Here is a 21,262-nt window from a genome sequence, read left to right on the forward strand (position 1 = left end):
TCATATAACTCTTCAGCGGTTCAGAAATTAAGCATTGGGCCGGGGCACACAAATCCGGAAATCTAACAGTCCCCCCGTGCCAGGACCTCAGGTCTGCTCCTCCTTGTGGGATATTCAGGACGCTGAGGAACTGGGATTAGCTTAATTTCGTTCCCGTGCAAAAACAGTAACACCCGTTGATAAACGCGGGAACCGGCAGGGGTGGAGGCCTATCCCGGCAGATAAACCAGCCCTCCGGCACTACACGATATAGAGCCGGATGATTACAAAGGCAAGCCAATACCCGGACAGCACGCCAGTCAGGTAAAGCAGTAGCAGGAACGTTTTGTCCATAACGAATGTCCAGGCTATGCGCAGCTACAGCAGTAGCCGTCAGGTTTTCAGAAATTAATGCGGAAACCGGCATTCGCTGTCACCGGGGATTCGGTACGGTTACTCTTTTGATAATCTGCCTCAACCCAAATCCCGGCATTTTTCGTGAGCTGGGCACTTACGCCTGCACCGTATTTTCCAGTGGTTCCGGATATATCGTTATCAAATGTCCAGCTGTCGTTGATACGGACAGTATTATTATCCGCAAATTCATGGCTGACCGCGGCTTTGACATAAGGTTTTACCGGCATCCCGGCCAAAGAAAGAGCTATTCCGGCGTTGACTCCGGCCTCACCCTGCAGGGATTTAGTGGTGCTGATCCGGGCTTTCATGCCGTTGTCCAGGTTGATGGATTTCCCCTCGGCTCTGAAGGCCGTGGCCCGTATATAGGGCTGAATCCACACCTCTACCGGCAGGGTGTAGGTCATTCCTGACTCCAGACTCCCCCCGAAACCATTCTGTCTGTAATCGCCTTTCACCGGTGTGCCGTCTGTCATCCGGGTGTGCAGATCATTGCTGAAATGGCTGGCCTTCAGCACGGCATCGACATAGAACCCAGCGTTGTCAAGCCATGTTGAATACAGTCCTCCGCTGGTGCTGTTCACCGAACTGTTACCACCGCGTGCATGGCGGATGCTGTTGTCACTGGAGCTCACAAAAGCCCCGACCGCAAGCTGCCCGTTAGCCATATCAATAACCGTGTCCCCGCCAATCTCAATGCCATTCTGGCTCATGCGATAGGCTGAACCTGCAGCGCCACTGATACGGTTATCGGAACCCAGATAGCGTCCCCAGACCCCGCCCGGGCTAATGCTGTTATCCTGGACGTCACCGTGGCGGAATCGCAGATTCTGCAACTCGCTGTTAAAAATATAGATCGGTGCAGAGGCCATGCTCAGAACGGCATCGGTGGATGGCGTCGTGGTGCGGTCAGGCACTGTCGGGTTGTCCGGGTTATCAGGATTATTTGGATTATCAGGATTATCAGGATTATCAGGATTATCAGGGTTGTCAGGGTTGTCAGGGTTGTCAGGATTATCAGGGTTGTCAGGATTATCAGGGTTGTCAGGATTATCAGGGTTGTCCGAAACATCCTGAGTTAGGTACCAGTCGGTTCCACGCTGATTCAAGGAATACTGCCACACCCCGGCATCCACTTTGCCACCGTTCACTGCGAATTGAGCATTTCCAGAACCGGTATGCACAACTTGCAATGCATCAGCTCCTTCCGCAGGTTCAGTACCAGTGTTACGGATGACCAGCATATGACTGCCATTCGCTTCACCTGTGATGTTAAGAAAATCACCGCTTCCAGCCGCCAGGTCGGTATGCATCAGGAAGCGACCACTCCCATTCAGATTGTCGGCCGTCAGGGTCCGGAAACCATCTCCACTGTTAAAATCGACAGCGGCATTATCCATGGTCAGAACACCAACTATGTTATTTCCAGCCATGCTCCAGCTGCTGCCTGAGACCATGTTCAGACTGTCAGCACCGGTGAGGTTACCCACGAGTGTGGCATTGTTGCGCATAGTCAGATTAAAATCAGCCGTTTCGCTGGCTATGATATTGCCAGTCAGGGAGCTGTTATCAACGGTAACTGCACTTTGCGCATCGTCCAGAATTTGAATCAGCGTACCGCTGGTACTATTTAAGGCCGCCTGGTTCTGCAGGGTGATTGTGCTGTTTTTTATTCCCGTGTTCACCTTAATGGCAGCATCTCCCCCGTTAACGGTTGAATTATCAATCAGCAACGCCGAAGTATAATCATCAGGTGAAAGTAGGGAGGAACTGGCAATAATTCCGGAAAAATTGCCTTCAACCCGGGCCCCGTCAATGATGTTCAGGCTTCCCCCCAGGAAACTGATGGCTGTACAGTCACTCTGACCTGAAGAACCACAGGATGCTGCCTCTTGTGCGCCTGAAGTAATACGGCTCCCGGAGATTACCGTGTCAGCATCTGCATGAAAATAAGCAATATTCCCTGAAGAGGATATATCGCTATTCTGGAGCACAAGCTTTCCCCTCAACGCAGTCAGGGCTTCACGGGCAGCGGTCTGAATTTGTGTTCCGGATATCGTTGCGTGATCAAATGCAGACAGATAAACAGCTGCCACCCCTGAGCCGATTGATGAATTCTCTGTAAGAGAGGAGTCTCTAATTCCTACCTCAGCACCGGGAGCGTCCACGAGAAGGGTCGTATATCCGGCTGACGAATTTGACGAAATATTTGAATTGTCAATGACAAGAGTATTATTAGCCCCTGTGAAATTAATCGTATGTTCATCTGTGCTGTTATTAACAATTTCTGACCCTGTAACAGACGCAGCGCCTCCGGCGTTGATACTTCCATCTACCACTGCGTCAGCTATGGAAACAGCTCCGCCTGGTAGCAGGCTAATACGCCCTGTGTAATACGCACCATCAGAAATATTAATCTGATTAGCCGTTCCATCATTTGTGATTATGTCACCGAAAACCTGTCCCCCAAAAATGTTAAGAACGGAGCCATTACTGAGTGAATGGGGTGTATTACCGGTAGAGCCGAGAAATTTATGATCCACATCCAGCACACCACCATTAACAATGGTGACGTAGTAAGGCGATCCAGGGTCTAAATTAAAGTTGTCATTAATCCCGTCAACTTTGTATTCAATCCCCTCCGCAAGTGAGTAGCAGGGAGACAGCACGGAACTCACTGAAATGAGTAAGGCGAGCTGTTTAATAGAGAAATATTTCTCTTTTTTCCATTTCCGCTTGATGTAACTCGGCTTTGATGGATAAACCATAAGATCGTACCTCGTATAAGAGCATAAATAATGCTTAGTTGATAATTTAGAATCTGCAAGTCAAATTCATTTAAATGCGATTAGGGATACATATCATCACCAGATAATATGATCATTTAGGGGTAGGCGAAGCGTGAACTTCACTGCACATGACACTTTGGCCTCCGTTTCGTTGATAACGTAGCGGTGAAATTTCTTACTACTTGAAAATCCATACTTTTTACTGGCAAGAGAAATATATGTATAAACTGTCTTTACGGACAGGAATAAATGCTTGCTAATTTCACCGGGACTCATTCCCTTTCCAAGACAGTCAATCACGCTGACCTGCTTGGTTGAGAGACGTTGATGGCTAATGAATGACATGCATTCACGCACCACAGAGTCAATATTGTTTCCGTTACGCTTAAGGCTGGCTAAAGTTTTTTTCCAAGCGGAAACAGGAGCTGATATTTTTATTGTGCTGCAGCCCAGCGTCGGAATTGTTTGTTCGTCTGAAATGACCAATAATACCGCTGTGGCCGGTGATGCCAGTTTGATCCTGACAAGATAATTAACCAGTTCCCGTAACGATTTGTAATTGGCCAGTTCAATAACAACGATACCGGTAATGAAATGACTTTGCTTTGTACTGTTAAATTCATGGGGTATACATTCCTTACTTATAGCGACAAGAGCTGAATGAAGTAAGAAATTACCCGCTTTATTAAAGACTAAATTTATCATCTCATCACTCTTCCCTTTCCTGGTGCAGGTATACATACAGCACGTTTTGCGGAATGACCGCCAGATCCGCTGCAATCAAAACCAGATAAATATTAAGGATTCAGCGGATAAATGGAACTTTAAACCAGTATCAAATAAATATTGAATTGATTTAGCTAAATTTTAGTCTTTTTTGAATTAATATACTGATTATGTGGTTTTTTTTAAATTGTTATACCATGAAGTAACGGCAGGAAGACGCTGCTCTGGCATATTATGTCGTTGTCTAATGTTTTAATGGTCAAAAGAGCAGAAAAGAAGGCATTTGCTAAAGTATTGGTTTTAGATAGAGTTACACCTACTTAAATGAGAAGCATTATCAGAAGATTCGTTGTGCGGGAGGGGATATGAACTATATAATTAACAACCGAGTTCAGGTTACACATAGCGGGATGAGTTCTGTTGGTTTAAATGAACCTGAAATAGTTCTGACCGCCACACCAATGCGTCTGCTAACCTATCTCGTGGAGAACCCTAACCGGGTAATCTCGCGCGAAGAATTGTTTGAATATATCTGGGGAGAAAGGGGGCTCACGCCGTCTGGAACCAGTCTTTCACAATATCTGAGTGTGATCAGAAGGAACTTTCAGCGGTATGGCTTTGATGATACGATAATCGAAAACATACCCAAAGAAGGAGTGCGTTTTAATGCGACGGTTATCAACCCCCTGGAAACAAAAGGAACAAAAAAAACTCGATCAAACGTCCTGCGAAAGGGTATGCTCGGCGTCCTACGAAACATTAATGAGAATATCTATTGGTTAGTCGTTGTCATCATTTTTGTGGTTGTGGTGGTACATTTCACTTTATCTAAATTCACCCCGCACTCTGATTTACATTATGCCGGATGGGTGAGATATGAACAAATGAATCAGTGTGAGGTCTATTTTCCAGAAAGTGAAATTAGTAATAAAATAAAAAAAATATATTCACAAAGAACCAAAGTATTATTAAAAATACTCAGGATAAACTGTGGGCCAGAGGACAGAGTACTTGTTTTTTTGCAAAATCCTCTCAACGACTTTAACCGCAGCCCATCCCGAGGAAGAGAGTTCATTGCGCATTGTACCCTTCTGAAGGAAAGCTATTATTGCTACAGTTATTATTTTTTACACGGAGGCGATTTATGAAACCGATAACGATCGCGGTGTTTATGGCGACACTTTTCTCTGCGCATGCTAGTGCATTAAGCGAAAGAATCCATTGTGAAGGGCATTTCACTGCTGTTCTCAACGATGCAGACGATCCAGTGTCCTTCAACGGGGAATATATCTGGGATATTTTGCAGGACGCTCCCAGCTATATATCCCTGGAAGGGGAACTTCTTCAGCCTCCCAAAAAATATACGGTGCAAAGAACCTTTAACTTAAAGGTCAGGATCATCAACATAGAGGATAGCATTTACGAGCTGACACCGCTGAATACTACTGTGCAGGGTGCCGATAACTTGCCGGATTCCGTCGCATTGAGACATTTATTTCATGGTCCACGGATTTACCGCATCCAAAAAACTCTGGTGAGTTCATATCTGATCAGTAATGCCTCTTCTCCGGTATTTATCTGCCATGATATCAATTAATAATACGTATGATCTTGTCATGTAGCCGATTCGTGCGGATTCTGATAGCAGAACGTTTTTCTGGAGGCCGAAGGCCGCCGCCAGTCAACTGGACTCGGGTCAGACCGAGCCTTGGCGCTGGCGAAGCCTCCATCAGGTTGGAAAAATACAAGCAATAATTAAGGAGGTTGCTTTATGACTTTAAAATTAACTGTAAACAAACTGGAAATGCTTGTCGATACGTTTAATGCACTTATATGCGGCGAAGTAAATATTACGCGAGAGCAGCGCGAAAACATGGTCAGAACGGTTGCAACCCCGTGAAGCCTATCTGGCTATTGTACAGGATATACGTATCCGCTTAACGAACAAGAACCTCACGCGCGTCTTTCATGGGGCTACTGCATGTTTCTGATCCCGTTGTCCCGTATGAGGCAACATTCTCCTCGATACCGTTCTGCCATCGCACACACTGGGGTCAGTTTGGATATCGAAAATTATTGTACGTTAAGGCTATTTTTTGACCTTTCGACTTTAGCGGGTCTCAGCCGACGAAACTTACCGGAAGCCGGTATCCGGTTGCTTTTCCAGATATAATCGCCTGTCAGATTGATGTGTTCCCAGCCTAGCGGAGACAAATGCGACAGCAGTTGCTCGTTAATCTTCCCCCCTTTACGCTTCAGGGCATCGACCGCTCTTTCCATATACACGGTATTCCACAGGGAGATAGCCGCCGTCAGCAGCGTCAGTCCGCTGGCGCGATAGCTCTGATTTTCCGGCTTTCGGTCCCTGATTTCTCCCAGCCGGTGCATGAATACCGCACGCGCCAGCGCGTTACGGGCTTCACCTTTATTCAGTCCCGCTTGTACCCGCCTACGCAGTGCAGGATCGCGGAACCAGTCGAGCATAAACAGCGTTCGCTCAATGCGGCCAATTTCTCTCAGTGCCTTTGCCAGGCCATTTTGTTTAGGATAGCTGGCCAGTTTTTTCAGCATCAGGGATGCCGTTACGGTTCCCTGCTTTATCGAGGTCGCCAGACGCAGCACTTCACGCCAGTGAATCTCGATCTCTTTCAGGTTCAGGCTGGTCGTGGATATCAGCGACTGAAGCGCCGGGAATTGATCCGCTTTCCCTTTGATAAACAGCTTCTTGTCGTGGAGATCCCGAACTCGTGGACAGAACGCAAATCCCAGCAGATGCATCAGGGCAAAAACATGATCGGTGAAACCCGCTGTATCTGTGTAATGCTCCCTGATTTCCAAGTCGCTTTCGTGGTACAGCAGGCCATCGAGCACATGGGTTGAATCCCTGACCCGACTGATTATGCAGGTGTAAAACGGGCTGTATTGATCCGAAATATGGGTATAAAACTGACGTCCGGGCTCCTGTCCGTATTTCGGGTTAACCTGCCCTGCGTATCGGCCTGAGCTGCCAGTTCTGAAATTCTGCCCATCCGATGATGAGGTTGTCCCGTCTCCCCAGAACGCCGCTAATGGCCGCTTCCCCTGCGCATTCACCAGCTCGGCGAGGGCAGCTGAATAGGTTTCGTCACGGATGTACCATGCCTGAATATCTTCAAGTGATGATTTGGTGCTTCCAGGGCAGGCTTCTGCCATTTTAGTCAGTCCAAGATTGATGCCATCCGCAAGAATGGTGGTGAGAAGCAGGCGGGTATCGGGACAGTTAATGTCATTTTTTATATGCGAAAAATGTCGGGTAAACGTCGTCCAGCTGTTTACCTCGTCGAGAATTTCCGTGATTTTAGGGCGCGGTAACATGCTGTAAACCAGCTCTGCGAGCGGTGATACCTGCACCGGAACGCTGTTATCCAGCGGAGAGACTTTTACGCCCCTGTCAGTTATTTCCACATCGGGCAGTTCACCACGCGCGGCCATGGCATTGATCTCTTCAAGTCTGGACTGAAGCAGGGTCATACGGCTGGTAATGTACTCATGATAATCAGCTGATACGGGCAGTGGCAGCGCCGGTGTGAGTTTGTCAAAGTCCTTTTCGGGTATGAGGTAATCATCAAAGTTTTTGTAGCGCCGTGAGCCTCTGACCCAGATGTCCCCGGAACGCAACGCCCCCTTAAGCTCGCTGAGCGCACAAAATTCATAGTACTGCCGGTCAATACCCGCCGGAGTCATCACTACCTTGCGCCAGCTTTCAGGGACAAACTCAAGCGGTGCCGTCGTCGGTACTTTGCGGGATTGCTTCCGGTACATGTCTTTGATCACAACCAGCGCATCGGCCAGAGGTTGCGCTGCCGGGGTGGCGACTAACTGCAAAGCGGACAACATGCGCGGGGCATATTTCCGTAATGTGCTGTATTTCTCGGTAATAATATGCAGCGGGTCAAAATTATTCTTTCTGGCGAGATGGCGTGTTTCCTCCAGACTGGCGACAAATTCAGGCCATGGCAGTATGTTTTCTATTGCGAGCCATGGATCGCCACCGCAATCACGGGCTTCAGACAGCGCCTGACCTACATCGATGTATTGCCTCAGTTTTGACTGGATCAGCTTGCCGGTCTGCTGAAGGCGCTCAGCCTGTGTTCTTTTGGCTTTACTGAACAGGCTGTTCAGCATTCGCTCATGCAGCTCAATCACTTCGTCTGTCAGTGTGGCTCTGGCTTCTTCCAGCACGCATACCAGGATCGCATGACGCCGGGCTGCTGAAAATCGGGTCAAATCCCGGCTGCTCATCTTTCGGCCTTCCCGCGCCAGTTTCAGCAACCGGTTCTGGTGAATGGTACGATCTATACCTTCAGGTAATGCCAGCGATTCAATGCTACTGAGCCGATCAAGGTGTTGCAGCACGTTCTTACCATTGATTTTACCCGGCGGTTGCAGAAGCCATGTCAGCCTGGAAGGCTGATTAACTGAGGACTCAAGCAAACGATCCAGGGCATCCCTGTGAGCCGAAGTTAACGAGGCATTCAGGGTCTGAAATACGATTTTATCGCCGCCAGCCATGGCCTCCGCACAGGTACGCTCCACGACATCAATCGCGGGGATTATCACGTTGTTCTTCCGGAGCCAGACCAGCAGTTCTTCGGCCAGGAGAATACCTTTATCGGTGCGCGTCGCCATCGGCAGCAGGTGTGTAATGCAGTCCTGCTGTATTTTGACGGTGAAAGCTTGTACGCCAAGATAGCGGTACAGTTCGGTTAAATGTTCGCGTCGCGTGGTTTCCCTGCCGGAAAGGTAAGCAGGCCAGAGATCCCCGGTAAGTTTTAGCCTGCTGGCGATATGCTTCAGCAGCGCATCAGAGGGTGGGATTTTTTTATCCGGTGCAAAGCCGACATTTTTCAGATAGCAAAGAAGGACGGCAAAACCAAAACGGCTGGCGGGTTTACGGTGAGCACTGATAAGCGCCAGATCATGCTCACTAAAATACGCCATTCGTGTCAGCGTTAACTCATCGTCCGGTAATGCCAGTAAAGATTCTCTTTCCGAAAGAGAAAGAACCTGCCTCCTTGCCATATAGTTTCCCTCATAAATTATTCGGTGCGGTATTTTTAACAAAAATGCTTATCGCATAAGGGTACACCCTGACGCCATAACTAAAACGTGACGACACACAATGAATGACATAACCTATATGCGATAGATAAAATGCAATAACCTAAATGCGATAATGTGGTGGAAAAATGTTCATCAGAGCTTATTTGAGGGCATCGACGGAAGATCAGTTCGCCGATCGGGCAAAAGAGATGCTGGAGAAGTTCGTTCAGGAACGAGGGTATAAAATAGCCAGTTACTACCGGGAGAACATCAGCGGGACAAAACTTGACCGCCCGGAACTGGGACGTTTACTGATGGACAGTCACCGTAATGATATTTTACTGGTCGAGCAGATAGACCGCCTGACCCGTCTGAGCAACAGCGACTGGATGACGCTGAAAAAGCAGATAGAAAAACACGAGTTGCGAATTGTCAGCCTGGATGTGCCCACCTCATGGCAGGCACTGTCAGATAAAGCCCCTTCTCAGGCTGATCCAATCACCCGCGCAGTGATAACCGCCATCAATAACATGCTTATCGACCTGATGGCCGCAATGTCACATAAGGACTGGTTGAGTCGTCGTCAACGACAAAAGCAGGGAATTGAACGGGCGCATACGCTGGGTAAATATCGGGGCAAGCAGGCCGATCAGGAACGACATCAGAAAGTCCTGTACTACCGGCAGGTCAAGAAACTGAGCATCCGTGAAACGGCAGATGCAACGGGCTACAGTGCTTCACAGGTTTGCCGGATACAAGCGCTTTATAAAGATAATGAATCTGCATGAAAAACTGGAATAACAGTGTATATTTCTAGTCATGGCGTAATAGTTAGGCCCTGTAACCACTTTTGTACGCCCACCTATGTAAGTAAAGTCCGCTGTGTGCCAGAAGCGGACGTTGTACAGAATGCACGAGTTTCCCCTGAATGCCTGAACTCATCATCGAAAAGATATCTAAACAGATCCCTTATACTTAAGTACATCAATTAACAGAGAAAATGCCGAACCCGCATGGCGGCGGTGTGGGTAGTACAGATGATACCCCGGTAAGTCTGGTGTAAATTTCTCCAGAACGCGGGTCAGTTTTTTTTCTTCAATAGCCTGCTGTACCTGATCATAAGGCAGATATGCCAGTCCGTGCCCGTCAATAGCAGCATCGAGGATCAGATCTATTGTATTTAATAGCAGTTGTCCTTCCATGCGAACCCTGACTTCACGCCCTCCGCGCATTAATCTCCAGCGATTTGCGGTACCCGATGTAGGGAGGTACAGATTGATAGCCTGATGATCGACCAGGTGCGCCACTGAAATTGGAATACCTCTTCGGGAGAGATAGTCCGGAGCTCCGACTATCGCCATCGGAATATCGGGCCCGATTCGAACAGCAATCATATCCTTATCCATCTCTCCCCCCAGGCGAACCCCGGCATCAAAGCGCTCTGAGACGACATCGGTAAGGCCGTAATCAATGATGAGCTGCACATCAATTTCAGGATGGGACTTTAACAGCGTGCGCATGGCGGGCAGCAATATTGTCTTTGCGGCATGTTCAACCGTGGTAATGCGTATTGTGCCAGAGGGGCGGTCACGCAGATCACCTAATGAGGCCAGAGTCGAGTCTATGTCGTGAAGCATTGGACCAAGGACAGACAAAAGTTGTTCACCTGCTTCCGTCGGTACCACGCTGCGTGTGGTTCGCGTTAAAAGCCGTAACCCTAACCGCTCTTCCGTGCGACGAACTATCTGGCTTAACGCTGACTGGGCCATGCCCAGACGGGCAGCAGCCCGGGTGAAACTACGCTCTTCGGCGACGGCCACAAATGCCATCAGATCTGCTATCTCATCGCGTTTCATCTCTGTGTTTTCATCCGGGCAATTAATCATTTAAATGATAAGTCCAATCATTATTTTGGGTCTAATCATCTTAATAATCAATGGCTATAGTTATCCCATCAAGCGTTACAGATAACCGACAGCCCAATGAGGAACCGGATGATGAACCAGAAAATCAGTTTCACCAACAGCAATATCCCGACAATCTCTTTGTCCGCCGTGCTTTACTTCCCACCCGCATTTGATGAAAGCCGCAAGTACCCGGCTATTGTGGTTTCTCATCCGGGAGGTGGCGTTAAGGAACAAACTGCCGGAACCTATTCCGAAAAGCTGGCAGAAAAAGGGTTTGTGACCGTGACTTATGATGCGTCTTATCAGGGCGAAAGTGGCGGAGAGCCGCGCCAGCTGGAAAACCCGTACATCCGTACCGAAGATGTCAGCGCAGTGATTGATTACCTGACCACACTGCCTTATGTCGACAGCGCGAAAATTGGCGCGATGGGAATTTGCGCCGGTGCCGGCTATACCGCCAATGCCGCGATTCAGGATCGTCGCATCAAGGCCATCGGAACGGTCAGCGCCGTTAATATCGGCTCGATGTTCCGTAATGGCTGGGAAAACAATGTGAAGTCCATCGATGCACTGCCGTATGTTGAAGCCGGTTCAAATGCCCGTAGTACCGATATCAGCAGCAGTGAATATGCCACCATGCCGCTGGCGCCCATGAAAGAGTCTGATGCACCAAATGAAGAGTTGCGCCAGGCCTGGGAGTACTACCACACGCCACGAGCACAGTACCCGACGGCCCCTGGATACGCCACGCTGCGCAGCCTCAACCAGATCATTACCTACGACGCATACCATATGGCGGAGGTTTACCTGACCCAGCCGCTGCAAATTGTGGCGGGTAGCGTAGCGGGGAGTAAATGGATGAGCGACGATCTGTACGATCGTGCCTCAAGCCAGGATAAGCGGTACCACATTGTCGAAGGCGCTAACCACATGGACTTGTATGACGGTAAAGCCTACGTCGCTGAAGCAGTTTCCGTATTAGCCCCGTTCTTTGAGGAGACGCTGTAATGAAAGATGTTCAAATCCAGAACGCCGATATGGCCTGGCACATTGCCGCCAGCATTCAGTTTCCACCGGCGTTCGATGAGTCAAAACAGTATCCGACAATTATCAGCGTCCACCCTTTTGGCAGCTGTAAGGAACAGACGTCCGGCAATGTCTACGGAAAAGCGCTGGCTGAAGCAGGCTATGTCGTGATCGCCTATGACGCCAGCTTCCAGGGGGAGTCAGGCGGCTCTCCACGCTGGGTGGAGGATCCGACTCAGCGCGTGGAAGATATCAGTCGCGTTATTGATTACGCCGTAACCCTGCCTTACGTCGATGCTGAACGGATTGGCGTGTTGGGTATTTGCGGCGGCGGTGGCTATGCCATTAACGCCACATTGACGGAGAAACGGATTAAAGCTGTGGTGAGCATCACCGGCGTAAATATCGGCCGTCTTTTTCGCGAAGGTTTCAGCAATTACGACCCTATTGGCGCGCTGAATGCGATGGCGGCACAGCGTACAAATGAAGCCCGCGGGGGGGAGGTTCAGGTTAATGAACTGCTCCCCGCCAGCCCGGAAATGGCAAAGGCCAGCGGACTGACTGAGCGTGACGTATTTGAGGCAACAGACTACTACAAAACGCCGCGCGGCCAGCAGCCTGGCGGGGCAACGCGAATGGTGTTCTCGCATGCGCAGAAAACGCTGGCCTGGGATGCCTTCGCTTTTGCTGAAGTGTTGCTGACTCAACCCGTGATGGTGGTGGTCGGTGAAAAAGTGGGCGCTTTCGGGGCTTATCGTGACGGGCTGGAAATCTATGGCCGGGCTGTAGCCTCGCGTGACCGTCAGCTGGTCTCATTAGCCGATTTTTCGCATTACGAACTGTATGACAAACCGGAAGCGGTTCGTGACGCGATGGCAAAAGTGCTCCCGTTCTTTTCCGCACACCTGAGTAATGCCCTGTGAAGAACATGATGAAAAGCGTCCTTATTCTGGGTGCCAGCGGGCAGATTGCCCGCCATGTTATCAGTCAGCTGACGGATAAACCGGGCGTAACACAAACGTTATTTGCCCGTCAGCCAGAAAAAATCGCACAGCCTCACCCGGCCAATAGCCGGATTATCATGGGCGATGTGTTTAACCATGCGGCGCTGGAACAGGCCATGGTGGGTCAGGATGTGGTTTACGCCAACCTGACGGGTGAGGATTTAGATCTTCAGGCGACGGCGGTGATTGCGGCGATGAAAACCACTGGCCTAAGACGCCTGATTTTCGTCCTTTCTCTCGGTATTTATGATGAAGTCCCGGGAAAATTCGGCGAGTGGAATAACGCCATTATTGGCGAACCTCTCAGACCATTCCGCCGTGCGGCGGATGCGATTGAAGCCTCCGGGCTTGATTACACAATTCTGCGACCAGCCTGGTTAACGGATGAAGATACGATTGACTATGAACTCACCGCGCGCGATGAACCGTTCAGAGGCACGATCGTCTCCCGAAAAAGCGTCGCCGCAATAATAGCCGATATGATTGATAAGCCAGAAATACATATCGGTGAAAATATTGGTGTTAACCAGCCCGGGTCCGATGGTGACAAGCCGTACTTTATGTAAATCGATCATTCCATTTTACATGCGCTGCTCGTATTGCAGTAACGGGGCGGAAGGTCCGCTCCTCGCTCAAAGCTGCCTGTCAACGTGATCGATCGCCCTTACCGCGGCCTGGAAGTACAAAAAATGGCCTTAACGTACAATAATTTTCGATATCCAAACTGACCCCATCAATAGCTGTTCGTGCTGCAATGTCCGAAGAATGGTTTCAGTATCTTCTACTTATTAAAATGTACCTTTGAAAAAGTAGACTTTCACAATGTGCTTCTGGCAGTATCATTTATCCCGATATTTATTGTGCGCGCCGGATGCTGACTGGCCGGAAGAGAGCCTGAATGAGCCCGCCAAACGAGAAACCCGACCATATCCGTCCGGTGACATCAATTTCCCCCAATCATGAATACCTGCCCGCGCTGACCGGAGCGGAAGTTCCGGTAGATCCTGCCCGGGCATACCTGCTGTCTCTCAATTCCCCGCGTAGCCGGCAGACGATGGGCTCATTTCTGGGCGTGGTCGCCCGATTACTGGGAGCTGAAAGCGCAAGTACCTGCATCTGGGGAAGTCTTCGCCGCCATCACATAATGGCGGTCACTGAGCTCTTAAGAGATACCGGAAGGGCGACGGCTACCGTCAACACCTACCTCTCGGCCCTGAAGGGGGTGGCCAGGGAGGCCTGGATGATGAAAATGATGGACGTCGAAAGCTATCAGCATATTCTGGCCGTGCGTAATCTGAGGGGGAGCCGGTTACCCCGCGGTCGGGCTCTTACAACCAGTGAAATCAGGAATCTTTTTTCTGTTTGCCAGGCTGACAAAAGCTGTATCGGACCCCGCGACGCAGCTTTGCTGGGGACAATACTCGGATGTGGTCTGCGTCGTTCAGAAGCTGTCGGGCTGAATTTAAGTGACATTGTCACGCGTGACCGTGCGCTGAGGGTGCTGGGAAAAGGAAATAAAGAACGACTCGCGTATATGCCGGCCGGGACCTGGCAGCGACTACAGACGTGGATTGATGAGGTACGTGGAGAAAAGGAGGGACCCCTTTTCACGCGAATCCGCCGTTTTGATGCTCTGACGAATGACAGGCTGACCGACCAGGCGGTGTATCATATTCTGAAAGTGCGCCAGGTGCAGGCTGGTATTGCTAAATGTGCTCCGCATGATTTGAGACGAACGTTTGCGACCGCGATGCTGGATAACGGTGAGGACTTAATCACTGTAAAGGATGCAATGGGTCATGCCAGCGTCACTACCACCCAGCAATATGACCGCCGCGGTGAAGAAAGATTGCAGACAGCGCGTGAACGACTGAATTTGTTCGGGTTGTGAAGATAAATACAATTCGTGTCTTGCTCTTGCCATTGCGAGCATTACCGGCCGGATTCTCTACCGACTAATTATTTTAGTAGCCGAGATAATCAGACATCTCGGCTTCCTCCTATTCTCGACATAAAGCCGCATCACGTTTGCCACGCTCTCTCAGGCTCGCTGTACCGGTATTATTTATGTACTGGTTATTTGTTCCTGCTGATTTATGTTCGATTGTCTGCTTTGGCCGACGGTCTGCCGCTGATTCCTTCTGGTCGGCTGCAGGTCGGCCAATGCGGTCTTACCCTCATCTGACCTTAGTGTCTGCTCAGTTCCACATATCGGTAATGTCTCTGTCCCTGACTCCTTACGTCATCTTCCTGCCGCCGGGAACGCGAACTCCTGGCCCAATTCAGTCATTCTTCTTTATTGCCAGGAAACGGCAGTAATCGATTACCCATGCCAGGCCGAGCGTTCTGTATTCCTCAGGCAACGTCCACCACGATTTTTCCGCGCGCTGTGCCGCTCGTGATTGCGTCGTATGCGAGCTCTGCCGAATGCAGATCGAACCGGCGAGAATCGAGATTAGGCGTGAGCTTGCCCGCTTCCACCAGGCGTGTGGCTTCTTGCAACATGGCTCCGTGATGTGCACGATGCTTACCTGTAAGGAGTGGATACAGAGTGAACACGCCTGAATAGCTCGCTTCACGGAACGAAAGCGGCGCTAGAGTATGCGTTCCCCAGCCCAGCGCGCTGACTACGTGGCCAAAATGCTTGACCGCTGCGAAAGATGCATTGAGCGTTGCACCGCCGACGGTATCAACCACCAGATCAAAACCTACGCCTTGCGTCAGCGACTCGACATATTGCTCGACAGACTGCGCGCTGTAGTCAATTGGCGTGGCTCCCAAGTGCGCGACAAGTTCCTGGTCACTTGGGCTCGCTGTTGCGAATACCTTTGCCCCGAGTGCTACCGCCAGTTGTACCGACACATGTCCAACCCCACCCGCACCGCCTTGCACAAGCACCGTTTGCCTAGATTGCAAATGCGCCCGATCCACGATACCCGAGTACGACGTGATGAAAGCGAGCGGCAAGGCAGCGGCTTCGCGCATCGACAGGTTGAAAGGCTTCAGTGCGAGCAGATCTGCGTCGACAGCTGCGTACTGTGCAAGCGTTCCCTGGATACCTCCGACCCCGCCGGTCATTCCGTAAACCTCATCACCAACTTTGAATGCTCTGACACCGGGGCCAACCGCCTCGACTACGCCGGCCATGTCAATACCCAACACGAGCGGCAATGGATGCTTGGCGTGCGCGGCGCTACCGGCGCGAATCTTGGTGTCGAGCGGATTCAACCCACTTGCCGCAATGCGCACCAGAACTTGCCCTTGCGAAGGCCGCGGCTGCGAAAGCTCTTTCAGTTCGAGAGGGCCATTGTAGTAATTGAGAACGAGTGCTTGCATGGACATGATGACCTCCTTCTAAATTGAACAAACATGCTTATGAGTTCATACTCACCCATGCATAAAAGAACGTAAACCAACACTATCGCACGGCAGGCAAACAAAAATGATTGGACAGAATTTGGATTGGAATGATGTCCGCATCTTTCTCGCCATCGCCCATAGTGGCACGTTGGCCGCGGCGGCAAAGCTCGTCGGACAGACACAGCCGACGATGGGCCGACGGTTGCGCGCGCTGGAGGAAACGCTTGGCCACGTGTTGTTTCAGCGCACGAGCGACGGCTTTATACTGACCGACGAAGGCGCGGCAGTGCTGTCATACGCCGAGAGAATGGAAGAAGAAGTACTAGGCTTCACCCGCGCGCTAGCCGGCAAGGACGCGCATCTAACGGGCTTGCTGCGGGTGTCGTCATCAGACTGGTTCGGCATTCACGTGCTCACACCCGTATTCGCGCAGTTTCTTACAAGACATCGGGGGGTATCGCTGGAGCTTGTCACGGACTCGCGCAGATACAACCTTGCGCGGCGCGAGGCGGACCTAGCTTTTCGCATTACACCTTTCGATGAACCCGATGTCATCCAGCGCAAGCTGATGCATGTGGATTACGCGTTGTACGGGCGCTTCGACCTCGTCCCACCGCACCCTGGCGATGGCGAAGGCCAAACGCTCATTAGCATGGACAGTGCTTTTGGCACGTTGCCTGATGTCGTGTGGGTCAAGCGCATGTTGCCAAAAGCGAAGATCGTGTTTGGCAGCAACAATCGCGGAGCTCAGGCGCGCATGTGTGCTGAAGGTGGCGGCTTTGCTGTGCTCCCTTGTCCGCTTGGCGACACGACATCAGGACTGCAGCGTATTGATCTGGGCGAAGCGCCGCCGGGCCGCGATGTCTGGCTTGGCTATCACCGCGACCTGCGTCGCGTTGCGCGACTGCGCGCGCTTTTGGATGCGACGATCGAAGCGTTAGCGAACATTTGACCCTTTCTTAGGCTGTTTATTAAAAAGCTGATTGATTCGGCCCAGATTTGTTAGATGCGTCGATGGCTGCTTTCTGATTGGAAACAGGCATTCTTGATCTAGCTACTACAGTAAGTTTTGAGAGCGGAGCAGGGTATCACACTTTATGTAAGCAATTGATTAATATATAAAAAGATATTTAATTTAACATAATCTTTGTTATGCGCACTGACTTTGTGACAGCAAATTTGTCATGTCCGCGCTGGGCTAAGTTAAGATGTCCGTCGTGTAGATTCGGCATCGAGCGATTTTGATGACGCCTCATGCAGCGGAGTTTTTCACTTTGGATGAAGTTAACCGACTCAAGATCATTCAGGATGTTGTCGACCTGCGTTTGACCACTCAGACGGCCGCGCAGCACCTGGGCTTCTCCGATCGCCAGAGCAGACACCTTCTGTCGCGTTACCCTGAATCTGGCCCGCAATCAGTCGCCTGATGTAACTCCGCTTTGTAAACCGGAATCCACCTTCACTGATTTTTAAGCCACCCGGGGCTATCTGGAAAAGTACGGTAAACCACTGGCGCTGTCCAGCGACAAAGCCAGCGTCTTCAGAATCAACAATAAAAACGCCACAGGTGGTTATGGGGATACCCAATTCGGTCGTGCAAAAAACGTGTAAACTACGATGGGTAGATAACAGATCTGAGGAAAGTATGGTTGTAAAGCGTTTGAGAAAAGAGGATCGTCGCGCGCAGCTGCTGGAGGTAGCGCGCGGAATCGTTCGTCAGCAAGGCACGGAGGCGCTGACGCTGGGCTACCTGGCCGAACGCGCCAGTGTGACAAAGCCTATCCCTTACGATCACTTTGGCGATCGTGAAGGGCTGCTGATGGCGCTGTATCAGGACTATAGCGATCGGCAACTAGCGAAATTCCGTGAGACGCTAGCGGTGGACAGCAAAACCCTGGACAAGACAATTCGTTTTTTTAGCGCTGCCTATATCGACTGTGCGATTACCGCCGGGCCGGAAACCGGGCCAATCGCCGCGGCGCTGTCCGGTTCACGCGCGTTGCAGACGTTTCGTGAGGCGTGCGTGGCCGAATGTGCCGATTGCCTGCGCATCGCACTTTCCCCCTTTATCGTGCTGAAAGGCGTTCAGGGGGAAGCTGCACTGACCGCCATCATTGGCGCGGCGGACGCGCTCAGTACCGCTGCGGGCGACGGCGTGCTTGCGCGAAATGTAGCGGAAGATACCCTCAGAGGTGCTATGACCGGCGTACTGGAGAGCTACGCGAACAGCACAAAATGATCGCAGGGGGCGGATTGACACTTAAGTTACCAATAGTAATATACACATCCACTCTCCCCCATTCCGAGGTCGCTATGTCTGCTACACATGCCATAAATAATGCGCTCATCGTGACGGCTCATCCTGTCGACACATCGTTATCCCATTCGCTGGCCGCCCGCATTGCAGGGAAATTACGCGAGAAAGGTTCGCAGGTTGAGATCGCTGATCTTCATGCTGAAGGTTTTAATCCTGCCATGTCTCGCGCCGATCTCAATTTGTATCACGGGGACCCGAGCGCACTTCCCGCGGATATTCTGCGCGAGCAACAACGTGTCGAGCGAGCGGATATGCTGGTATTTGTCTTCCCCATCTACTGGTGGTCGGTCCCCGCACTGTTGAAAGGCTGGTTCGATCGCGTTTTAACCCTGAACTGGGCGTATAAAGTGGCCGACGACGGAAGGATTGTTGGCAACTTGCGTGATGTTCCCGTCCGCCTGATTGCCACCGGCGGCAGCGATCTCACCGGATTCGATAAACACGGCTATTCGACGGCTATTCAGGCGCAGATAATCGAAGGTGTATTTGGTTTCTGCGGGTTGAAGAACGTTAAGTTCGATATCCTTTACCAGGCAGACACGGTTACACCTGAGCAGGTTGAGGATTTTCTGCAAAGACTCAGCAACATGCAGTAAAGCGTCCGGTGCCGCCGCTTGGTGACCATGCGGCGGTATCATGCTCAGGAACAGGCTGATAACCATCGTGTTTTACTTCAAAAATGACGCCGCCTATACCCAGCGATAGCTCGTCATGCAGGTGCCAGCATGTGTCTCTAGCACCTCGCACCCCGCGCCGGGTCACGTTACCGCTGTCGTCCACATTCAGAACCAGAAAGCAACAGCTCAGAGTGAGAGGCGGATATTTTGAAGCGGGATGAAATGCCCTGCCACACGTAGTGCCTCTCAGTATTATGAATCCTGGAGACGTACAAGCATGCTGATCCTGCAGACACAGATAATCGTACAAAGCAGCACACTAAGTAATGCGGTACATATAAAAACTCCCGCCCCGGTCATGGCCAGCATCACGCCCCCCATTAACGGCCCGACAGCAACGCCAAGTGTGGACAACGTTGAGGCACCAAGATAGGCTCCACGATGCTCAACCGGTGCCAATTGATCGAGCATAATATTGAGGTTTGGCATCAGAATTGCCTCCCCCATGCTGAACACAGCAGTTCCCATTAGCCATGCCCACATTTCCGTTGAGCGCGTGCAATAAAAGCAGAGTTGAGAGATAACGAAAATGATCCCCCCCAAAAGAATACGTCTGGGAAGGCTGACTTGCGTCAGAAAGCGCATAATAAAACTTTGAAATAAAAGTACCGTACAGGCATTCGTAACCAGTATTACGGTGATCAACTTAACCGCCGAATTGCCGTCAAGTAACATCAGGTATTGAGGCAAAACGGCTTCATAATGGATATAAACCACACTGCATAACATGCTGCACAGCAATGCTGCAATGTAAATTCTGTCCCTGGCAATAATCCCTATCACCTGATGAAGTTTAATCACCGGAGCGCTGTCGGTCTGCTCTCCAGACAGTTTACCCGCAGGGATAAAAAGCAGCACGTAGACAAAAAACGGCAGATAGGTTAGTCCGGTTAACAGGAATGTTCCCTTTTGCGAAGTCAAGCCGAAGACTATCCCTATCAGTGGACCAAACACTGCCGCGACGTTGATCAGGTAGTAACGCATTTGAAGGGCTAGCGCGCGACGACGGCTATCAACCAGCAAATCACTCATCAGGGCTCTTACCGGGGGATCAACCCACGCAAAACACACTCCGATAATCATCAGGCCTGTAATAAACAGCCCTATCCCGGTGGCTTGCGCCAGAGTAATATAACCCACGGCGGAAAACCCACAGCCCAGCAGAAGTATAATCCGCCTTCCCAACCTGTCAGAAATCTGTCCGCCATACATACCGAGCACCACTGAGATCAGGGCACTGCTGGTCATCACCACACCAATAGCGACAGGCGACATATGGTAATTCTGCGTCATGATGACTGCGATAAATGGCCAAGCCATAAAATAGCTAAACCGTACTACAAATGTAAAAAAGAGCAGTGCATGGACGGTCGCCGGGAAGGTTTTTAGCGTTTGAAAAAGACCTGGTGCCACATTAACTTCAGCGGCAGGTTTTATTGTCATAAGTTTTCCTAATCATTACCTATTATTAATAGATCAAGGCGCTATAGATTATAAGGGATTAATATTAATAAAGTTATCAGGCGTCAACTGCAACACAAATGTTAAAAAAATGTTTAATATGCAATCTTATTGTGTGATAGTGCTTTTTTATAGTGAAATATAAATGAAAGGATGAGACAGACCGAAAAATGCGACACTTAATACCAGAGCAACCGCTACCCGAACCAGGGCGCAGGCCTGCCGTTACTCTATGATCTTTGACCCTGTGAGAACACACGAAGAACCCTGGCTTCCACAGTTTTGACAATGACAAAGTTGACGATATATCGAGACTATATAACGGGCTTAAGACGGATTAACAGGCGTGTATTTTCCCACTACATTCAACATAGCTATGAAAATGAAAGCCAAATCGCTCAGGCAAATAATTTTTTTAGATTTCAGGTGACTTCCTCCACGTTGATTAATACACAGTGATGACACAGTATGACCATACTCGTTGCCAGAACGTTCTTCTTTGACGTTCCTTATTTCATTT

General features: G+C 50.3%; 17 protein-coding genes and 1 pseudogene. 12 read left to right on the forward strand and 6 right to left on the reverse strand.

All coding sequences use genetic code 11. The features are described from left to right. Positions 1 to 380: 380 nt before the first annotated feature. On the reverse strand, positions 381 to 3,161 hold the full coding sequence (locus BJP35_RS12145) for an autotransporter outer membrane beta-barrel domain-containing protein (RefSeq protein WP_086463191.1): 2,781 nt from the start codon (positions 3,159 to 3,161) through the stop codon (positions 381 to 383). 96 nt (positions 3,162 to 3,257) lie between these two features. Then, positions 3,258 to 3,887: a LuxR C-terminal-related transcriptional regulator gene (locus BJP35_RS12150; protein ID WP_179193661.1), complete on the reverse strand. Its 630-nt coding sequence runs from the start codon at positions 3,885 to 3,887 to the stop codon at positions 3,258 to 3,260. A 386-nt stretch (positions 3,888 to 4,273) separates the two neighbouring features. Here BJP35_RS12150 and BJP35_RS12155 point away from each other — a divergent pair, with 386 nt between their 5' ends. The 3 genes from BJP35_RS12155 (at position 4,274) to BJP35_RS24595 (ending at position 5,808) form a co-directional block, all read left to right on the forward strand. After that, complete coding sequence (locus BJP35_RS12155) at positions 4,274 to 5,056, forward strand: winged helix-turn-helix domain-containing protein (RefSeq protein ID WP_086463193.1); 783 nt, start codon at positions 4,274 to 4,276, stop codon at positions 5,054 to 5,056. Then, positions 5,053 to 5,505, forward strand: coding sequence for a hypothetical protein (locus BJP35_RS12160; protein ID WP_086463194.1), 453 nt, complete (start codon positions 5,053 to 5,055; stop codon positions 5,503 to 5,505). The genes BJP35_RS12155 and BJP35_RS12160 overlap by 4 nt, the downstream gene beginning before the upstream one ends. Before the next feature lie 174 nt (positions 5,506 to 5,679). Beyond that, positions 5,680 to 5,808, forward strand: a complete 129-nt coding sequence (locus tag BJP35_RS24595; RefSeq protein ID WP_256971753.1) for a hypothetical protein — start codon at positions 5,680 to 5,682, stop codon at positions 5,806 to 5,808. 173 nt (positions 5,809 to 5,981) lie between these two features. Here BJP35_RS24595 and BJP35_RS12165 read toward each other — a convergent pair whose 3' ends face one another. Further along, positions 5,982 to 8,969: a Tn3 family transposase gene (locus tag BJP35_RS12165; RefSeq protein WP_086463195.1), complete on the reverse strand. Its 2,988-nt coding sequence runs from the start codon at positions 8,967 to 8,969 to the stop codon at positions 5,982 to 5,984. Positions 8,970 to 9,136: 167 nt separating this feature from the next. On the opposite strand from BJP35_RS12165, the gene BJP35_RS12170 reads away from it, so the two are divergent. Next, the gene (locus BJP35_RS12170) at positions 9,137 to 9,778 is read left to right on the forward strand and encodes a recombinase family protein (RefSeq protein WP_086463196.1); all 642 of its coding nucleotides are present in this window, start codon (positions 9,137 to 9,139) and stop codon (positions 9,776 to 9,778) included. A 168-nt stretch (positions 9,779 to 9,946) separates the two neighbouring features. Here the strand turns inward: BJP35_RS12170 and BJP35_RS12175 are convergent, their stop codons facing one another. Beyond that, on the reverse strand, positions 9,947 to 10,846 hold the full coding sequence (locus BJP35_RS12175) for a LysR family transcriptional regulator (RefSeq protein ID WP_086463197.1): 900 nt from the start codon (positions 10,844 to 10,846) through the stop codon (positions 9,947 to 9,949). A 138-nt stretch (positions 10,847 to 10,984) separates the two neighbouring features. Here BJP35_RS12175 and BJP35_RS12180 point away from each other — a divergent pair, with 138 nt between their 5' ends. The 4 genes from BJP35_RS12180 to BJP35_RS12195 all read left to right on the forward strand — a co-directional run bounded on the left by BJP35_RS12180 (position 10,985) and on the right by BJP35_RS12195 (position 14,818). Then, entirely contained in the window at positions 10,985 to 11,905 is a 921-nt protein-coding gene (locus BJP35_RS12180; protein WP_086463198.1) for an alpha/beta hydrolase, read from the forward strand. Beyond that, on the forward strand, positions 11,905 to 12,846 hold the full coding sequence (locus BJP35_RS12185; protein ID WP_086463199.1) for an alpha/beta hydrolase: 942 nt from the start codon (positions 11,905 to 11,907) through the stop codon (positions 12,844 to 12,846). Before BJP35_RS12180 ends, BJP35_RS12185 begins: the two co-directional genes overlap by 1 nt. An 8-nt stretch (positions 12,847 to 12,854) precedes the next feature. Beyond that, positions 12,855 to 13,493 (forward strand): SDR family oxidoreductase, encoded by a 639-nt coding sequence (locus tag BJP35_RS12190; RefSeq protein ID WP_086463200.1) that lies wholly within the window; start codon positions 12,855 to 12,857, stop codon positions 13,491 to 13,493. Between the two features lie 332 nt (positions 13,494 to 13,825). Next, entirely contained in the window at positions 13,826 to 14,818 is a 993-nt protein-coding gene (locus BJP35_RS12195; RefSeq protein WP_086463201.1) for a tyrosine-type recombinase/integrase, read from the forward strand. A 464-nt stretch (positions 14,819 to 15,282) separates the two neighbouring features. Here BJP35_RS12195 and BJP35_RS12200 read toward each other — a convergent pair whose 3' ends face one another. After that, positions 15,283 to 16,269, reverse strand: a complete 987-nt coding sequence (locus BJP35_RS12200) for a zinc-dependent alcohol dehydrogenase family protein (RefSeq protein WP_086463202.1) — start codon at positions 16,267 to 16,269, stop codon at positions 15,283 to 15,285. A 100-nt stretch (positions 16,270 to 16,369) separates the two neighbouring features. Between BJP35_RS12200 and BJP35_RS12205 the strand changes: the two genes are divergently transcribed. From BJP35_RS12205 to BJP35_RS12220, 4 genes and pseudogenes are all read left to right on the forward strand, one after another. After that, positions 16,370 to 17,239, forward strand: coding sequence for a LysR family transcriptional regulator (locus BJP35_RS12205; RefSeq protein ID WP_086463203.1), 870 nt, complete (start codon positions 16,370 to 16,372; stop codon positions 17,237 to 17,239). A 292-nt stretch (positions 17,240 to 17,531) separates the two neighbouring features. Continuing rightward, positions 17,532 to 17,886 (forward strand): annotated as a pseudogene (locus BJP35_RS12210) (hypothetical protein); the annotation flags it as partial. Positions 17,887 to 17,932: 46 nt separating this feature from the next. Further along, positions 17,933 to 18,526: a TetR/AcrR family transcriptional regulator gene (locus BJP35_RS12215; RefSeq protein WP_086463204.1), complete on the forward strand. Its 594-nt coding sequence runs from the start codon at positions 17,933 to 17,935 to the stop codon at positions 18,524 to 18,526. 74 nt (positions 18,527 to 18,600) lie between these two features. Beyond that, positions 18,601 to 19,200 (forward strand): NAD(P)H-dependent oxidoreductase, encoded by a 600-nt coding sequence (locus BJP35_RS12220; RefSeq protein ID WP_086463292.1) that lies wholly within the window; start codon positions 18,601 to 18,603, stop codon positions 19,198 to 19,200. 273 nt (positions 19,201 to 19,473) lie between these two features. On the opposite strand, the gene BJP35_RS12225 is transcribed toward BJP35_RS12220, so the two are convergent. Further along, positions 19,474 to 20,724 carry an MFS transporter gene (locus BJP35_RS12225; protein WP_086463205.1) on the reverse strand — a complete coding sequence of 417 codons (1,251 nt, stop codon included), beginning with the start codon at positions 20,722 to 20,724 and terminating at the stop codon, positions 19,474 to 19,476. Positions 20,725 to 21,262: the final 538 nt, after the last annotated feature.

The sequence above is a fragment of the Enterobacter sp. J49 genome (assembly GCF_002148625.1).
Taxonomy (GTDB): Bacteria; Pseudomonadota; Gammaproteobacteria; order Enterobacterales; family Enterobacteriaceae; genus Enterobacter; species Enterobacter ludwigii.